Source organism: Collimonas sp., from assembly GCF_035566555.1.
In the GTDB taxonomy this organism is placed as follows: Bacteria; Pseudomonadota; Gammaproteobacteria; order Burkholderiales; family Burkholderiaceae_D; genus Collimonas.
Genome location: NZ_DATMRB010000017.1, coordinates 1 through 15,909, shown reverse-complemented (window position 1 = coordinate 15,909; position 15,909 = coordinate 1). Strand labels below are relative to the sequence as shown.

Annotated in this window: 16 protein-coding genes and 2 tRNA genes; 13 read left to right on the top strand and 5 right to left on the bottom strand. The window is 58.8% G+C overall.

Annotation, left to right across the window (positions count from 1 at the left end; translation table 11 throughout):
• The first annotated feature begins 35 nt into the window (after window positions 1-35).
• Window positions 36-512 carry a transcription elongation factor GreA gene (gene greA, locus VNZ65_RS03060; RefSeq protein ID WP_061941616.1) on the top strand — a complete coding sequence of 159 codons (477 nt, stop codon included), beginning with the start codon at window positions 36-38 and terminating at the stop codon, window positions 510-512.
• Between the two features lie 65 nt (window positions 513-577).
• The gene (locus VNZ65_RS03055) at window positions 578-1,039 is read left to right on the top strand and encodes a DUF4149 domain-containing protein (RefSeq protein WP_325665948.1); all 462 of its coding nucleotides are present in this window, start codon (window positions 578-580) and stop codon (window positions 1,037-1,039) included.
• A 111-nt stretch (window positions 1,040-1,150) separates the two neighbouring features.
• On the opposite strand, the gene VNZ65_RS03050 is transcribed toward VNZ65_RS03055, so the two are convergent.
• Window positions 1,151-1,621, bottom strand: a complete 471-nt coding sequence (locus VNZ65_RS03050; RefSeq protein ID WP_061941611.1) for a YhbY family RNA-binding protein — start codon at window positions 1,619-1,621, stop codon at window positions 1,151-1,153.
• Window positions 1,622-1,652: 31 nt separating this feature from the next.
• Between VNZ65_RS03050 and VNZ65_RS03045 the strand changes: the two genes are divergently transcribed.
• The 9 genes from VNZ65_RS03045 to VNZ65_RS03005 all read left to right on the top strand — a co-directional run bounded on the left by VNZ65_RS03045 (window position 1,653) and on the right by VNZ65_RS03005 (window position 10,349).
• Window positions 1,653-2,297 (top strand): RlmE family RNA methyltransferase, encoded by a 645-nt coding sequence (locus tag VNZ65_RS03045; protein WP_325665946.1) that lies wholly within the window; start codon window positions 1,653-1,655, stop codon window positions 2,295-2,297.
• 230 nt (window positions 2,298-2,527) lie between these two features.
• Window positions 2,528-4,414: an ATP-dependent zinc metalloprotease FtsH gene (ftsH, locus tag VNZ65_RS03040; protein ID WP_061941607.1), complete on the top strand. Its 1,887-nt coding sequence runs from the start codon at window positions 2,528-2,530 to the stop codon at window positions 4,412-4,414.
• A gap of 171 nt (window positions 4,415-4,585) precedes the next feature.
• Entirely contained in the window at window positions 4,586-5,440 is an 855-nt protein-coding gene (gene folP, locus VNZ65_RS03035) for a dihydropteroate synthase (protein WP_325665943.1), read from the top strand.
• Between the two features lie 34 nt (window positions 5,441-5,474).
• Window positions 5,475-6,812, top strand: a complete 1,338-nt coding sequence (gene glmM / locus VNZ65_RS03030) for a phosphoglucosamine mutase (protein WP_325665941.1) — start codon at window positions 5,475-5,477, stop codon at window positions 6,810-6,812.
• A 50-nt stretch (window positions 6,813-6,862) separates the two neighbouring features.
• Window positions 6,863-7,561, top strand: a complete 699-nt coding sequence (locus VNZ65_RS03025; RefSeq protein ID WP_325665939.1) for a winged helix-turn-helix domain-containing protein — start codon at window positions 6,863-6,865, stop codon at window positions 7,559-7,561.
• Between the two features lie 10 nt (window positions 7,562-7,571).
• The gene (gene phoR / locus VNZ65_RS03020; RefSeq protein ID WP_325665937.1) at window positions 7,572-8,888 is read left to right on the top strand and encodes a phosphate regulon sensor histidine kinase PhoR; all 1,317 of its coding nucleotides are present in this window, start codon (window positions 7,572-7,574) and stop codon (window positions 8,886-8,888) included.
• Window positions 8,889-9,187: 299 nt separating this feature from the next.
• Window positions 9,188-9,264 (top strand) — tRNA-Pro (locus VNZ65_RS03015).
• 115 nt (window positions 9,265-9,379) lie between these two features.
• A tRNA-Arg gene (locus tag VNZ65_RS03010) sits at window positions 9,380-9,456 on the top strand.
• Window positions 9,457-9,782: 326 nt separating this feature from the next.
• Complete coding sequence (locus tag VNZ65_RS03005; protein WP_325665935.1) at window positions 9,783-10,349, top strand: hypothetical protein; 567 nt, start codon at window positions 9,783-9,785, stop codon at window positions 10,347-10,349.
• Window positions 10,350-10,552: 203 nt separating this feature from the next.
• Here VNZ65_RS03005 and VNZ65_RS03000 read toward each other — a convergent pair whose 3' ends face one another.
• The 3 genes from VNZ65_RS03000 to VNZ65_RS02990 form a co-directional block, all read right to left on the bottom strand.
• A complete protein-coding gene (locus VNZ65_RS03000) occupies window positions 10,553-11,899 on the bottom strand; it encodes a DEAD/DEAH box helicase (RefSeq protein WP_061941597.1) in 1,347 nt (448 codons plus the stop codon).
• Window positions 11,900-12,174: 275 nt separating this feature from the next.
• Window positions 12,175-12,633, bottom strand: coding sequence for a VOC family protein (locus VNZ65_RS02995; protein ID WP_325665932.1), 459 nt, complete (start codon window positions 12,631-12,633; stop codon window positions 12,175-12,177).
• A 163-nt stretch (window positions 12,634-12,796) separates the two neighbouring features.
• The gene (locus VNZ65_RS02990; RefSeq protein ID WP_061946271.1) at window positions 12,797-13,600 is read right to left on the bottom strand and encodes an inositol monophosphatase family protein; all 804 of its coding nucleotides are present in this window, start codon (window positions 13,598-13,600) and stop codon (window positions 12,797-12,799) included.
• A 277-nt stretch (window positions 13,601-13,877) separates the two neighbouring features.
• On the opposite strand from VNZ65_RS02990, the gene VNZ65_RS02985 reads away from it, so the two are divergent.
• On the top strand, window positions 13,878-14,654 hold the full coding sequence (locus tag VNZ65_RS02985; protein ID WP_325665928.1) for an RNA methyltransferase: 777 nt from the start codon (window positions 13,878-13,880) through the stop codon (window positions 14,652-14,654).
• 20 nt (window positions 14,655-14,674) lie between these two features.
• Here the strand turns inward: VNZ65_RS02985 and lexA are convergent, their stop codons facing one another.
• On the bottom strand, window positions 14,675-15,322 hold the full coding sequence (lexA, locus tag VNZ65_RS02980; RefSeq protein WP_325665926.1) for a transcriptional repressor LexA: 648 nt from the start codon (window positions 15,320-15,322) through the stop codon (window positions 14,675-14,677).
• Window positions 15,323-15,663: 341 nt separating this feature from the next.
• Between lexA and rpsF the strand changes: the two genes are divergently transcribed.
• A partial coding sequence (rpsF, locus tag VNZ65_RS02975; protein WP_325661050.1) for a 30S ribosomal protein S6 occupies window positions 15,664-15,909 on the top strand: 246 nt, incomplete at its 3' end.

The following is a 15,909-nucleotide window of genomic DNA, read 5'->3' as shown; positions in this document are numbered from 1 at the left end:
TGAACCTTATTTAATATTTGTTGAATACCATCCCTATGAGCTCAGTACCTCTTACCAAGCATGGCGCGCAATTGTTGAAAGATGAGTTGCATCATTTGAAAACCAAGGAGCGTCAGGCCGTCATCAAGGCCATCGCGGAAGCGCGCGCACATGGCGATCTTTCGGAAAACGCGGATTACGATGCGGCGAAAGAGCGCCAGGGTTTTGTCGAAGGCCGGATTGCCGACCTGGAAGGGAAGCTGGGCGCCGCACAGGTTATCGATCCGTCAACTCTCGATGCGGACGGGCGCGTGGTGTTTGCTTCCACGGTCGATCTGGAAGACCTGGAGTCGGGCGACAAGGTCACTTATCAGATCGTCGGCACCGATGAAGCCGATATCAAGCTGTCCAAGGTTTCCGTGACTTCGCCGATCGCCCGCGCGCTGATCGGCAAGACCGCGGGCGACGTGGTCGGCGTGCAAGCGCCGTCCGGCATCCGCGAGTATGAAATCCTGGAAGTCCGCTACGTCTAAAGCGTCGCCATGAAGACGGCCGGTGGCGCCGATGCAGCATTCGATCAGAAAATCCAGGAGCAGCGATGTTTGTAGTGCGATGCAGATTGTTAGTCGCGACCTTGTGGGTCGGTAGTTTGTGGACGATAGGCGGCCTGGTGGCGCCAGTCTTGTTCGCCACCTTGCCGGACCGTGTGCTGGCCGGCACCATCGCCGGCAATCTGTTCCGCATCGAGGCCTGGCTGACGGTGGCTTGCGGCATCCTGCTGACGCTGCTGTTCAGCTATCGCACCCATGACGATGCGGCGCCGTTGCGCAAGACCTTGCTGCGTTTCACTTTGCTCATGCTGGCTTGCACCGTGGCCGGCTATTTCTGCCTGCAGCCTTTCATGGCCAGCCTGCGTGAAGCAGCGGCCTTGACGGGCGGTGTCATGAGTGACGGCGCCAGGACGCGGTTCGGCATCCTGCATGGGGCTTCCACGGGGTTTTACCTGATCCAGGGCTTGCTTGGGGTTGGGTTGATTCTGAAATTACGCAGCCTGCGGTAAAGACAAGGTCTCGCAGGGCATGGGGAGGGCGCTAGCAGAATGCTTGCGCCGCCGTACCGGAATACGGCCCCCTCGGTATTGACATGTGATGGCTGCCGAAGCGGCCGGTCATTAACGACCCAATGCCGACTTCTTGCTGCTTTTCTGGCGCGGTTTGGCGCGCTTGATGTTGCCGCCCTGGGTCACGCGCTCATTACCCTTGACCATGACCTTGGTCACCGACGGACGCTTGGTGCCGCTCGGGCTGGGCTTGACGATGGTGACTTCACGCATGCCGCGGCCGCGGGTTTCGCTGCGTTCCTTGGCAGCGTCTTTCTGTGGGCGGTACAAGACCAACAGCTTGCCGATGTGCTGCACCGGCGCCGCGCCTAGCTTTTCACAAATAGTTTCGTAGATGGCGATCCGTGCCTCGCGATCATCACCGAATACACGCACTTTAATCAGGCCATGCGCATTCAGGCTTAAATCGATCTCTTTCATCAGGGTTGGCTTCAAGCCATCTTCGCTGATCAGGACCACAGGATCCAGACCGTGGGCCTGGGAACGGAGCTCGCTACGCTCGGCAGATGTAAGTTTCAACATAAAAATTCCTTAAAAACGGTATTCTACGCGAATGGCAAAGAAGAAATTAAACAAAAACTGGCTGCACGACCACATTAACGACCCTTATGTGAAGCTGGCGCAGAAAGAAGGCTACCGCGCGCGGGCCGCTTACAAGCTGAAAGAGATCGACGAACTGGACAAGCTGATCAAGCCTGGCCAGATCATCGTCGACCTTGGCTCCACTCCCGGCAGCTGGTCACAGTACGCCCGCAACAAGCTGGCCGGCCAGGATGGTGGCGGCATCCACGGCATGATCATCGGCCTCGACATCCTGCCGATGGACCCCATCGCTGACGTCCATTTCATTCAGGGCGACTTCCGCGAGGCCGACAGCCTGCGCAAGCTGGAACGCTTGCTGGAGGGGCGCAAGGTGGATCTGGTGCTGTCCGACATGGCGCCGAATCTGTCCGGCATCGCCATTTCCGACGCCGCGCGGGTCGAAGAAATTATCGATTTGGCAATTGAATTTGCACAAATGCACATGAAGCCGAGCGGCGCCTTGCTGGCGAAGTGCTTCAATGGCACTGGCTACAACGAAGTGCTGATGAAATTCCGCCAGGAATTCAAAACCGTGGCGTCGAGGAAGCCCAAGGCCAGCCGCGACAAGTCTTCGGAAATATTCCTTCTCGGAAAGATATTGAAAAATCCACGTTAAGCAGCAATTTTTCCTTGAATTTTCATAGGGGTGGCCGCATATCTTGCCGCAGGGGGCAGCCCGGAATCCGGTGCAAGCGGCTGAAAAAAATATTTGTTTAGCTATTTTTTCAGCCAAGGCCTCTTAACTCAGGCCAGCCTCCTAGCAAGCTGTACCTATTCCGAGTAAAATCAAAGGAATATCTCGATGCTGTACCTATGTCAGGCGCGCAGCGCGTCCAAGGAGTTCTAGTGAACAACATGTTTTCCAAAGCCGCCATCTGGGTGGTCATCGCCCTGGTGCTTTTCACCGTATTCAAGCAGTTCGACGGGCGCGGACTAGCCAGCGGTGCTGGACCGATTGCCTATTCCGATCTGATTACTGAAATCCGGGCCGGGCATATCACCGATGCGACGATCGAAGGCAGCAGCATTGTCGCCAGCACTTCGGACGGCAAGAAAGTGAAAACCGCCATCACCATGCTGGACCGCGGCCTGATCGGCGACTTGGTCAACAACAACGTCAAATTCGAAGTCAAGCAGCCGGAAGAGCCATCGTTCCTGCAGCAGATCTTCATCTCCTGGTTCCCGATGATCCTGTTGCTGGGCGTCTGGATTTTCTTCATGCGCCAGATGCAGGGCGGCGGCAAGGGCGGCGCTTTTTCGTTCGGCAAGTCGAAAGCGCGCATGCTGGACGAGAACAGCAATTCCGTGACCTTCGCCGACGTCGCCGGTTGCGATGAAGCCAAGGAAGAAGTGTCCGAGCTGGTCGATTTCCTGCGCGATCCGACCAAGTTCCAGAAACTGGGCGGCCGCATTCCGCACGGCGTGCTGATGGTTGGTCCTCCGGGTACTGGTAAAACCTTGCTGGCGCGCGCCATTGCCGGCGAGGCGAAAGTACCGTTCTTCACCATTTCCGGTTCGGATTTCGTTGAAATGTTCGTCGGTGTCGGCGCTTCCCGCGTACGCGACATGTTCGAAAACGCCAAGAAGCACGCTCCCTGCATTATCTTCATCGATGAAATCGATGCGGTCGGCCGCCATCGCGGCGCCGGCATGGGCGGCGGCAACGACGAGCGCGAGCAAACGCTGAACCAGATGCTGGTCGAGATGGACGGCTTCGAAGCCAACTCCGGCGTGATCGTGATCGCCGCCACCAACCGTTCCGACGTGCTGGACAAAGCCTTGCTGCGCCCGGGCCGTTTCGACCGCCAGGTGGTGGTCGGCTTGCCGGACATCCGTGGCCGCGAGCAGATTCTGAATGTGCATATGCGCAAGGTGCCGATTTCGACCGACGTCAAGGCCGACATCCTGGCGCGCGGTACGCCTGGCTTCTCCGGCGCCGACCTCGCCAACCTGGTCAACGAAGCGGCGCTGTTTGCCGCCCGCCGCGCCAAGCGCCTGGTCGAGATGCAGGATTTCGAAGATGCCAAGGACAAGATCGTCATGGGTCCTGAGCGCAAGTCGGCTGTCATGCGCGAAGAAGAACGCCGCAATACGGCGTATCACGAATCCGGCCATGCCGTGGTCGCTAAGCTGCTGCCGAAGGCTGACCCTGTGCACAAGGTCACCATCATGCCGCGCGGCTTTGCGCTCGGCCTGACCTGGCAGCTGCCTGAACATGACCGCGTCAACATGTACAAGGACAAGATGCTGGAAGAGATCGCCATTCTGTTCGGTGGCCGTATTTCCGAAGAAATCTTCATGCACCAGATGTCGACCGGCGCCTCCAACGACTTTGAACGCGCGACTAAGCTGGCGCGGGCGATGGTGACTCGTTACGGCATGTCGGAAAGCCTGGGCACCATGGTGTACGAAGATACCGAGCAAGACGCTTACTTTGGCCGCATGTCGTCCAAGACCGTATCGGAAGCGACCCAGCAAAAGGTTGATGCGGAAATCCGCAGCATCCTGGATCAGCAATACGCTTTGTCGCGTCGCCTGCTGGAAGAGAACAAGGAAAAGGTCGAAGCCATGACCAAGGCCTTGCTCGACTGGGAAACCATCGACGCCGACCAGATCAACGACATCATGGAAGGCCTGGAGCCGCGCTTGCCGAAAGCCGGCAGTTCGGTGCGCAAGGCGCCTAGCGACAATTCGTCCGGCGGTGTGACGCCGACGGCTACTGCACCGGCCTGATCCAGCTGACAGCGCCTGGCCGGCGTCGCTTGTGAATGCACGAGATATCTGCAAGGGTGAGGAGCGATCCTCGCCCTTTTTGTTTGAGCGCCGGTATGGCCTGGCCTGATGCCGCTGCGGAAAATCTTCAAGTCCCAGGCAAGCCGTTTTCAAGATCCAATTTAACTCACCATGCAACAATATTTTCAATGCGGCCGCTACCGGCTGCCGGTCAATACGCCTGAGGCGCGGCCGCTAGTGATGGGCATCCTTAACGTCACGCCCGATTCGTTTTCCGACGGCGGCAAATTCCACGCGCTGGAATTTGCCTTGTCGCATGCAGAACAGATGATTGCCGATGGTGTCGACATCATCGATATCGGCGGTGAATCGAGCCGTCCGGGGAGTCCCGCACTGTCGCTGCAAGAAGAGCTGGACCGCGTCATGCCGGCGATCTACGCCTTGCGCGATTGCGGCAAGCCGCTCTCCATCGATACCTACAAAGCGGCAGTCATGCGCGAGGCGATTGCCGCCGGCGCCGACCTGATCAACGATATCAACGGCTTTCGCGGCGCCGGTGCGCTGGAAGCGGTGAACGATAGCGATTGTGGCCTGTGCGTCATGCACATGCAGGCGGATCCGCAAACCATGCAGGCCAGGCCGGAATACCAGGATGTGGTGGCCGAAGTCAGCGCCTTCCTGATCGAGCGCGTTACTGCCTTGGAGCTGGCCGGCGTTGCAAGAAATCGCATCAGCATCGATCCAGGCTTTGGCTTTGGCAAGACCTTGGCGCATAATGTTGCATTGTTGCAAAGCATAGGTGATATTCAGCGCCGCCTGGACCTGCCCCTGCTGGCGGGAATCTCGCGCAAGTCGATGCTGGGCGAGCTCACCGGCAAGCCGGTCGAGCGGCGTCTGGCCGGCAGCCTGGCGGCGGCCTTGGCGGCGGCTGCCCAGGGCGCCAGGATCGTGCGGGTGCATGATGTGGCGGAGACGGTTGACGCGCTCAAGGTCTGGCATGCCGCGCAAATTTCAAAAACAATGTGATTGCGATTCACAAGAAAACTGACTGAAGGTTGAAATGACTAGAAAATATTTTGGCACCGACGGCGTACGCGGCCGTGTAGGCGTAGCGCCAATCACCCCTGATTTCGTCATGAAGCTGGGTTACGCCGCCGGCAAGGTGCTGGCGCAGGCCAAAGCAGGCGGCGGCAAGCCGACCGTCCTGATCGGCAAGGACACCCGGGTTTCCGGCTACATGCTGGAAGCGGCGCTGGAAGCAGGCTTTGCTGCCGCCGGCGTGGACGTCATGCTGGCCGGCCCGATGCCGACGCCGGCTATCGCTTACCTGACCCGGGCCCTGCGCCTGGCAGCCGGGGTCGTGATTTCGGCCTCGCACAATCCGTATGAAGACAACGGCATCAAGTTTTTTTCCGCGCAAGGCAACAAGCTGCCGGATGCGGTCGAAACCGCGATTGAAGCAGCGCTGGAACTGCCGATGGACTGCGTCGCTTCCGACAAGCTAGGCAAGGCCAGGCGGCTGGACGACGCGGCCGGACGCTATATCGAATTCTGCAAAAGCACCTTCCCTAACGAGCTGGACTTGCGCGGCCTGACGATCGTGGTCGACAGCGCCCACGGCGCCGCCTATCACATCGCGCCGCACGTATTCCATGAACTGGGCGCGGAAGTGATCGCCATCGGCAACCAGCCGAACGGTTTCAATATCAATGACGGCTTTGGTGCTACCGCGCCGGATGCCTTGTCGCTGGCGGTGCGCGCCAACCGCGCGGATATTGGGATTGCGCTGGATGGCGATGCCGACCGCTTGCTGATGGTGGACGCCAGCGGCCGCATCTACAATGGCGATGAACTGCTGTACGTGATGGTCAAGGACCGCATGAAGACCGGCGCGGTAAAAGGCGCGGTGGGCACCCTGATGACGAACATGGCTCTGGAAGTGGCTTTCCGCCAGATGGGCGTGGAGTTTGCACGGGCCAAGGTCGGCGACCGCTATGTGCTGGAAGTGATGAAGGAACGCGGCTGGAACCTGGGCGGCGAGGGCTCCGGCCATTTGCTGTGCCTCGACAAGCATACGACCGGCGACGGTATCGTCTCGGCCCTGCAGGTGCTGTCGGCCTTGAAGCGCGATGGCGAAACGCTGGCCGAACTGACTGCCGATATCACGCTGTATCCGCAAACCTTGATCAACGTAAAAGTGAGCGCGGGTTTCGACTGGCAGAAAAATCCGGCCATGGTGGCGGAGAAAGAGGCGGTAGAGCGCGAACTTGGCGATAACGGCCGTGTGCTGATCCGCGCCTCCGGCACCGAGCCGCTGATCCGGGTCATGGTCGAAGCCAAGAGTGCGGAGCTGGCGCAGGCAATGGCACGCCGGATTGCGGATAAAGTAACGCTCTGAGGCGTGTACCCTCGGGATTGAATTGCTGGATTGAATAGAGTTAATGCCTGATGTCGAAATATCAAACCCACATCCTGATTGTCGAAGATGAACCTGGCATTGCCGAGCTGCTGCGTTTTACGCTCGACGATGCCGGTTTTTCCTGTGAGATTGCGTATAGCGCCGCCGAGGCGCGTCAGGCTATCGTCGGGGTCTTGCCCAAGGCTGTATTGCTGGACTGGATGCTGCCCGACACCTCCGGCCTGGCGCTGCTGCAGGAATGGCGCGGCCAGCCCCGCAGCGCCACGCTGCCGGTCATCATGCTGACCGCCAAAGGCATGGACGAAGACAAGGTCCGGGGACTCAACGCGGGCGCCGACGACTATGTCACCAAACCGTTTTCACCGAAGGAACTGATTGCGCGGATCCAGGCGCTGCTGCGGCGCAAAGTGCCAGAGCTCGGGCAAAGCCTGCTGACGCATGGCTTGATCCGCATCGATACCGACCGCTACCAGGTCACTGTCGATAACCAGGAAGTCGAGCTGGACCAGGCCGAATTCAAGCTGCTGCGTTTCCTGGTGGCGCATCCGGACCGGATTTTTTCGCGCGCCCAACTGCTCGATAAGGTCTGGGGCGACCATACCTTTATCGAAGAGCGCACGGTCGATGTCCATATCATGCGTCTGCGCAAATCGCTCGGCCTGGCCGCCGACTACGTCAAGACGGTGCGCGGCGTCGGCTACAAGCTCAACGCCGAGCCGGCAGCGTGACCATGGTGCCATGGTGGTAGACAGCACGCGCAGCGCACGTAAATTCTGGGTGCCGGCGCTGCTCTGGTTCGCTCTCCTGTCCCTGGTTGCCGTGGCGGTAGGCGCCGCCTTCGGCGCCATCACTGGCCTGCTGTTCTACAGCCTGTCGCTGGCGAGCCTGCTGTTCTTGCAAATGCGCTCGCTCTATCACATCGAACAATGGCTGGACGCACCGGTCGGCCGCCCGCGGCCAAAAACCTGGGGCATGTGGGCGCATGCATTCGCGGCGCTGGAAGATATTCGCCATGAAGACGAACGCTCGCGCGCTGAAATGGCGGAGTGGCTGGCGCGCTTTCGCCAAGCCATGAGTCTGCTGCCGGATGGCGTCGTGATCGTCGATGGCGTGATGCACCTGGAATGGTGCAACCCGGCGGCGCAAAGCCATCTGGGCTTGGACCTGAAGCGCGATGAAGGACGCTTGCTGACCAATCTGATCCGCTCTCCCGATTTTGTCGGCTACATGCTGTCTGGCCGTTTCGAGCAGCCTTTGCCCTTCACGCACCACGACCGAAAAATCCTGGTGCAACTGATTTCCTTCGAAAGCCGGCGCCAGATCCTGGTGACCCACGACGTCACGCAAAATGAAAAAATGGATACCATGCGGCGCGATTTCATCGCCAATGCCTCGCATGAGCTGCGCACCCCGCTCACGGTCATCAACGGCTTCCTGGAGCACGCGCTGAGCAGCGAGATGAGCGAGGAAACCCGCCAGCGCCAGCTGCACCTGATGGCGGAGCAAGGGCAGCGCATGCAACGGCTGGTGGCTGACATGCTGACGCTGACCAGGCTGGAATCGCTGGTGCAGCCGCCATCCGGCGACACGGTGCGCGTCAAGCCGTTGCTGACCCGCATAGTCGAAGAGGCGAGGGCGCTGTCGGGCGGCAAGCACAACATCACATTGTGGCAAGTGCAGGAAGTCGACCTGAAAGGCAATCACGACGAACTGGAAAGCGCATTTGCGAATCTGCTGTCGAACGCGGTGCGCTATACGCCTGACGGCGGCCGCATCGATGTCAGCTGGATCATGGAAGACGACAGCGCGAGCCTGACCGTGGCCGACGACGGCATCGGCATCGCGGCAGAACATTTGAGCCGGCTCACGGAGCGCTTCTACCGCGTCGATAAAACCCGTTCGCGCGCGACGCAGGGAACCGGGCTGGGCCTGGCGATCGTGAAGCATGTTTTACTGCGTCATCGCGGCCGCCTGGAAATTTCTTCCGAATATGGAAAAGGCAGCCGTTTCAAAGTCATTTTCCAGCGCGCGCAATTAGTGCTGCGGCAGGATTGAAGCAGCAGAAAATAATTTCACCAATCATTTAAAACTACAGCTTTGCTTAAAACATCAGCAGCTTTTTTACCGATCTGCTGACGTATTAAGCAGAACCGGAAAAAGTTTGAATATTTATCGAAAAAGACGATTTTTTTGTCGCATATTTTTCTGAAATCTGGTCTAATCCGTCTCTCAAGTTTTTCAGCAGATAAGCTTCTGGCGGTACCGTTATTAGGTTGGTTTTAGCAGCAAAATTTAAAAATTTTCCTGTATAAAAATTTGACAAAAATCGGAATACTGTTTATTATCTTGCTTCTCGGAGTGTAGCGCAGCCCGGTAGCGCACCTGGTTTGGGACCAGGGGGTCCAAGGTTCGAATCCTTGTACTCCGACCAATAAGTAGAAAAGGGGCTGTCTTCGGACAGCCCCTTTTTTCATTTCCGCCTGACAAAAACAGGCGGCGCAATGAATCGATCTGACGATCGGAATCAGGCACTAAAGCGTATGAATCCGGCCGTAGCTCAACTGGATAGAGCATTCGGCTTCTACCCGAAATGTTGGGGGTTCGATTCCCTCCGGCCGGACCAGTTTTTAGCTTGATCTATCACCGCCGTATCCTGCAGTAATTTCCCTTTTTGCAATATTTCTCGACGCTACAAGTCCAGTCGGCGGCTAGTACACACTAGGCCCGTGCCGGACATCGCGCAGCCGTCCTGCCTTTTCAAGCGTGAGTCCGGTCAAAAACAGACGGCGCCGCTGCATGGCTATTTCCTAGCAAGTTAGGCGCGCGCTTAAGGCGCGCCACTTCCGGGCGACATTATGATTGCGTCATTGACATCGCCATTGTCAAAGACCCGGCGCCAGCGCATCAGCCGCGGCGCCGTCACGATCATCTGTCATCGAGGAGAACGGCATGCATGTTTTATCCCATCCTTCCACAGGTACAAATTCCAAGGTCTGGCGTCGCACTGAGAGCAACCGCAAGAAGCTCCTGCGTGGCGCCGCTTTGCCGATTGCGTCGCCTGTCCTGGCGTTCGGCTTAAGCTTCTGCGCCGTGTTTGCGACGGCGGCGCCGGAATATGTCGATGCCGTCGATTATCCCGCCAACCAGCAGGGCTGGGAGGCCTTCCGCAGCCTTGAGAGGCGCCTTGTGAAGGATTTCGACGAGATCTGTGGCGACACCTACTGCGAGGGCGAATTCAGCAACCTGCAGGCTTTGCGCTATCGCTGCTCGGTGCGGCAGGCGGACAGCCTCATCGGTGAATGCGTCTGGAGTTTTGCCGGCAGCAATGCCGCGATCGATGGCGCGACAGGCAAGGTGGTGGTGGATGCAAGGACTTGGGCATGCCGCACGCCGCTGGCGTCGCAAACACCGGTCGCGACGTTCTACAGCGCATTGTCGGTTGCAAGGCCGATACTGGCGACGCTGCCGGCTACGGCGACCACCATCCACGAGGGATTGTCGAACTGCTTGAACTGAGCGGAAGGATGTCTGCAGACGCTGGATCCATGGCGGATGGCGTGCGGGGGAAAAGGGAGGGAAGGCAGCATGGCCGGCTTTGCTGGGAGCCAGTCTGATCAGGCCGGGACCGTTGAGCCGGTCCGGTTGCCATGTATTATTTCCGAGCCAGCCGACGGTGGCGCTGTTAGCGGCGCCGTCAGCTGGCCTGGTTATAGCGGAGTTTAACGACCGCGTCCGCCGGAGCGGCGTGGCGCCGCCGGACGTGCTTGCGAACCGTTGCCGCCGCCATGGCCGCGCGATGGGCCTTGGGCTGGCTTGGCGCCGCCTGGCGCGCCGCCGGGAGCACGGCCGCGGCCACCACCGCCACCGGCGCGCTGGCCGCCGCCACCGCCGCTGCGCAGCTGGATCGGCTGGGCGCGGGCGTTTGGATCCGGTTCAAAACCGGCTACAACTTCTTTCGGCAGTTCGCGTTTGATCAGCTTCTCGATGTCTTTCAACATCTGGTGTTCATCCACGCACACCAGCGACACGGCTTCGCCGGTAGCGCCGGCACGGCCGGTACGGCCGATGCGGTGCACATAGTCTTCCGGCACATTAGGCAGGTCGTAGTTGACCACGTGCGGCAACTGGTCGATATCGATGCCGCGCGCGGCGATGTCGGTCGCGACCAGCACTTGCAGGCTGCCGTCCTTGAACTCGGCCAGCGCGCGGGTGCGGGCCGACTGGCTCTTGTTGCCGTGGATCGCCATGCCGCTGATGCCGTCTTTTTCCAGCTGCTCGACCAGCTTGTTGGCGCCGTGCTTGGTGCGGGTAAACACCAGCACCTGCGACCATTGGTGAGTCTTGATCAGATGCGCCAGCAACGGGTGCTTGCGGTCGCGGTCTACCGGGTGGATCTTTTGCTGGATCACTTCCACGGTCGAATTGCGGCGCGCCACTTCAATCATGGCGGGCGAGTTGAGCAGGTTGTCGGCCAGGATCTTGATTTCGTCGGAGAAGGTGGCGGAGAACAGCAGGTTCTGGCGCTTCTTCGGTAGCACTGCGAGAATCTTCTTGATGTCGCGGATGAAGCCCATGTCGAGCATGCGGTCGGCTTCGTCAAGGATCAGGATTTCCACGTGGTTCAGGTTGACGGTACCTTGCTGCATGTGATCCAGCAGGCGGCCTGGGGTGCACACCAGGATGTCGACGCCATGCTTGAGCAGCTTGATTTGCGGATTGATGCCGACGCCGCCGAAAATCACGGCCGAGGTCAGCTTCAGGTATTTACCGTACAGGCGCACGCTTTCTTCCACCTGGGCCGCCAGTTCGCGGGTCGGCGTCAGCACCAGTGCGCGGATCGGGCGCTGGCTGCCGGTCGGGTTGGTGGCAGAAGTCGACAGACGGTGCAGTACAGGCAGGGTGAAACCTGCGGTCTTGCCGGTGCCGGTCTGGGCGCCAGCCAGCAAATCGCCGCCGGCCAGAACTGCAGGAATCGCCTGAGTCTGGATCGGGGTAGGGGTAGTGTATCCGTGTTCGGTTACGGCACGAACGATGGCTTCGGACAAGCCGAGTTCAGAAAAAGACATGACAACTCAATAGAATAATATCGGCCTGTCGCCTTGGATAAGGCGCCAGTCGCAGGCAAACGGGATTAGAGGAGATTGGAGCCACCCTGGCCGAGGAATACGCTCCCTGGCCCGATAACATCCTTGACAGCAGTATTTGACTGGAGAATTTGCTGTGTCGCCGCAGAGTATAACAACGGCGCGCTACAGGCAAGCGTTTCCGCTGCATTCAACGGAGGATGGCGGAAAATGACCGCCGCGTGTCCGAAACAGGGCACGCCGGCGGCCGGCGCAAATTATTTCATTGCCGCCGCGGCGCGTTCGCGCAGCTCCTCGTCGCTATAGTCGGCAATATGGGTGCTGATGGTCCAGAGATGGCCGAACGGGTCTCTGAGGGTGGCGGAGCGGTCGCCATAGAACTGATCTTGCAGCGCCCTGATTTCTGTTCCGCCGGCAGCGATCGCCTGCGGGTAGGTGACATCGACATTGTCGACGTAAAGCATGATGCTCGTGCTGGCTGCGCCGAGCGACTTGGGATTGTGGATCAGCATTTCCGGAAAATCGTCCGCCAGCATCAGGCGCGCATTGCCGATCTGGATTTCGGCGTGGCCGATTCTGTTGCCGGGGCCTTCCATGCGCAGTATTTCTATTGCATTGAACGCTTTTTTATAGAATTCGAGTGCTGCGGCTGCGCCATTGATGGCGAGATAAGGGGTGACGCTGGTGTAGCCGTCGGGGATAGCTTTGACTGCCATGTTGCTCTCCTGCGGGTTGAGAGATGGTCGTTAAGAGTGTCCAATGTCATTATTGCGCATGCATTGCAATCTCTCAATCCCGCAGTTGAATTGGCAAATATGCCAATTTCCAGAATGACAGCAAGGGCGGATGTTGCTTGCCGTCACGGGCTGCAACGCGATTTTATTTTGTTGCGTATGGCGACAGCAGGCTGACCATTTGTGCGAATACCTTTGGGCTGCCGGCCAGCACGTCGCCCTTGTACAGGTAATCGGATTCGCCGGTGAAATCGCCGATGATGCCGCCCGATTCGCTGATCAGCAGGGAGCCGGCAGCGATATCCCAAGGCTTCAGGCCTTTTTCAAAGAAGCCGTCGAGGCGGCCTGCGGCCAGGTAAGCCAGGTCGAGCGCAGCGGAGCCAGGGCGGCGCAGGCCGGCGCAGCTTTGGGTCATGATGCGGAACATTTTGATGTATTCGTCCATGGCCGGACCTTCGGTCTCGCGGAATGGAAAGCCGGTGCCGATCAGGGCGTCAGCGATCTTGTCGCGCTTGCCGACGCGGATGCGCTTGTCGTTCAGGTAGGCGCCGGAACCCTTGGTGGCGGTGAACAGGTCGTTGCGGGTAGGGTCGTAGACCACGGCCTGGGTGATCTGGCCGCGATGCTGCAGGGCGATGGAAACGCAGTACTGCGGAAAGCCGTGGATGAAGTTGGTGGTGCCGTCGAGCGGATCGATGATCCAGACGTTTTCGTTGTCGTCGTGCAGGTTGGCGGAAGCGCCCGACTCTTCGGCCAGGATGGCGTGGTCGGGATAGGCGTTCTTCAATACATCAATGATCGCGGCTTCGGCAGCCTGGTCGACTTCGGTGACGAAATCGTTGTGCTGCTTTTTGGTGACTTTCAGCAAATCGAGGTCGAAAGAGGCGCGCGAGATGACCGCGGCGCCGCGACGAGCGGCCTTGATGGCCGTATTGAGCATTGGATGCATGATCGGGGTTCCGTTAAAATGGCGGCACTGTGCCAACCGGGAACAGAACCGCCTATTGATTGATAATAATGAACGATGCGGACTGCGCTGCGTCTGTCACGCTGCTTGCTTTGATACTTATTTGGGTAAGTAAGCAGCTTTTAGTCGCAAAAATCCGCATTATGGCGCTATTTTAAACCTAGATTGCTTAATTGACCGCTTACTTTTACCTGAAAGCACCGATGGATACAGATTTTCATTCGTTTGACAACGCTCGCCGCCTGAGTGGGGAGCGCAAATGAAGCCGGCGAAAATCGATACGCCTCTTTTCCAGCGCTTGCGCTTCGTGCTGGTGGAAACCAGCAGTCCTGGCAACGTCGGCGCCGCAGCCCGGGCGATCAAGACCATGGGATTTTCCGAGCTGGTTCTGGTGAATCCGCGCTTTCCCGATGTCTTGCAGCGCGAAGAAGCCGTGGCGTTCGCCAGCGGCGCCCAGGACATCTTGGCGTCGGCGCGCATTGTCGACAGTGTCGAACAGGCTTTGGAGGGCTGCAACTTTGCCGCAGCCTTGAGCGCCCGATTACGCGAGTTCTCGCCGCCGCTGACGGCGCCTCGCGCACTCGCGGCCCAGCTTGCCTGCGACGCCAGCTTGAATGCAGCGGTACTGTTCGGCAGCGAACGCTACGGCTTGCCCAACGAAGTGGTGGAAAAATGCAATGTCCTGCTGAATATCCCTGCCAACCCGGAATATTCATCGTTGAATCTGGCGCAGGCGGTGCAGGTGCTGGCTTACGAATGCAGGGTTGCTGCCGGCGAAGATTTGTCGCCGGCAGGCGCCGACGAGATCGGCTTTCAGGGCAATGCCGCCAGCCTGACCGACATCGACGGCATGTTTGCGCATCTGGAGCAGGCATTGATCGAAATCGAGTTCCTGGACCCCGCCAGCCCGAAAAAGCTGATGCCGCGCTTGAAGCGGCTGTTTTCCCGGGCCCAGCTGGAGACTGAAGAGGTCAATATCCTGCGCGGCATCGCCAGCCAGATACTCACCAAGCGGCGCCGGCTGGACCGTTCCTGACGCTGTACAACGGCAGGGCCTTAGTTCCAGCTGCGCAGCAGGCCGACCGCGAGGCCTTCCAGTGCGAAATCTTCCTGGGAGTTGACGACAATGGGTTCAAAGTCAGGATTTTCGGGGAGCAGCTGGATTACCGAACCGGATTTCTGATAGCGCTTGACGGTGACGTCGTCGCCCAGCCGCGCGACGACAATCTGGCCATTCCTGGCGCTGTCGGCCTTCTTCACTGCCAGCAAGTCGCCATCGAGGATGCCGGCATCGCGCATCGACATGCCGCGCACTTTCAGCAAATAATCCGGTTTGGCGCTGAACAGGGCGGGGTCGACGTTGTAGCTGGCCTGGATGTGTTCCTGCGCCAGGATCGGCGAGCCGGCAGCGACCCGGCCGACCAATGGCAGGCTCAGCTGCATCAGCGCCGGATGCGGCAGCGCCAGTTGCGTGCCCTGGCTGCGCAGCGTGCTTTCCGTCAGGCGGATGCCGCGTGAAGTGCCGGGAGCGATCACGATGGCGCCCTTGCGCGCCAGCGCCTGCAAGTGTTCTTCCGCCGCATTCGCCGAGCGGAAGCCGAGTTCGGTCGCGATTTCCGCGCGCGTCGGCGGGAAGCCGGTGTTTTCGATGGCGTCCTTGATCAGGTCGAGGATTTGCTGTTGGCGGGCGGTCAGTTTAATCATATGTGTTTGCAGGCAAGGTTTGATAGCTGGGGCAATGCAGGGGAACTGCGTTGTTCCAGGCTATCCAGTTCCGATAGGGGCACGAATACTTTAACCGGCTCTTCAAGCAGCCAGTCTGCATTTGTGCTGTGTATATCAACAGTCTGTATTTTTGTACAGTATTTGTGCAAATGCAAGATAAATTGATGCGGATTAGCCACTTCCTTACGTCTATGTCGCCGCAGGGGCCTGAAAACATTGAGTTTTGTTGCAATTGCGCGTAATATTGCTGGTTTTCCTCTTCCCACACTCGTCTTGACGCCGAGGTGGGCGATTCTTCAATCAGTCCAAAAGGAGCTTACATGCGTCATTATGAAATCGTATTTATCGTCCATCCAGATCAAAGCGAGCAAGTGCCTGCAATGATCGAACGCTACAAAGGTATCGTCACTACACGTGGCGGCACTGTACATCGCGTGGAAGACTGGGGCCGCCGCCAACTGGCATACCTGATCCAGAAACTGGCTAAAGCACATTACGTCTGCCTCAACATCGAGTGCGACAGCGAAACTCTGGCTGAAATCGAAACCGGCTTCAAGTTCAATGAT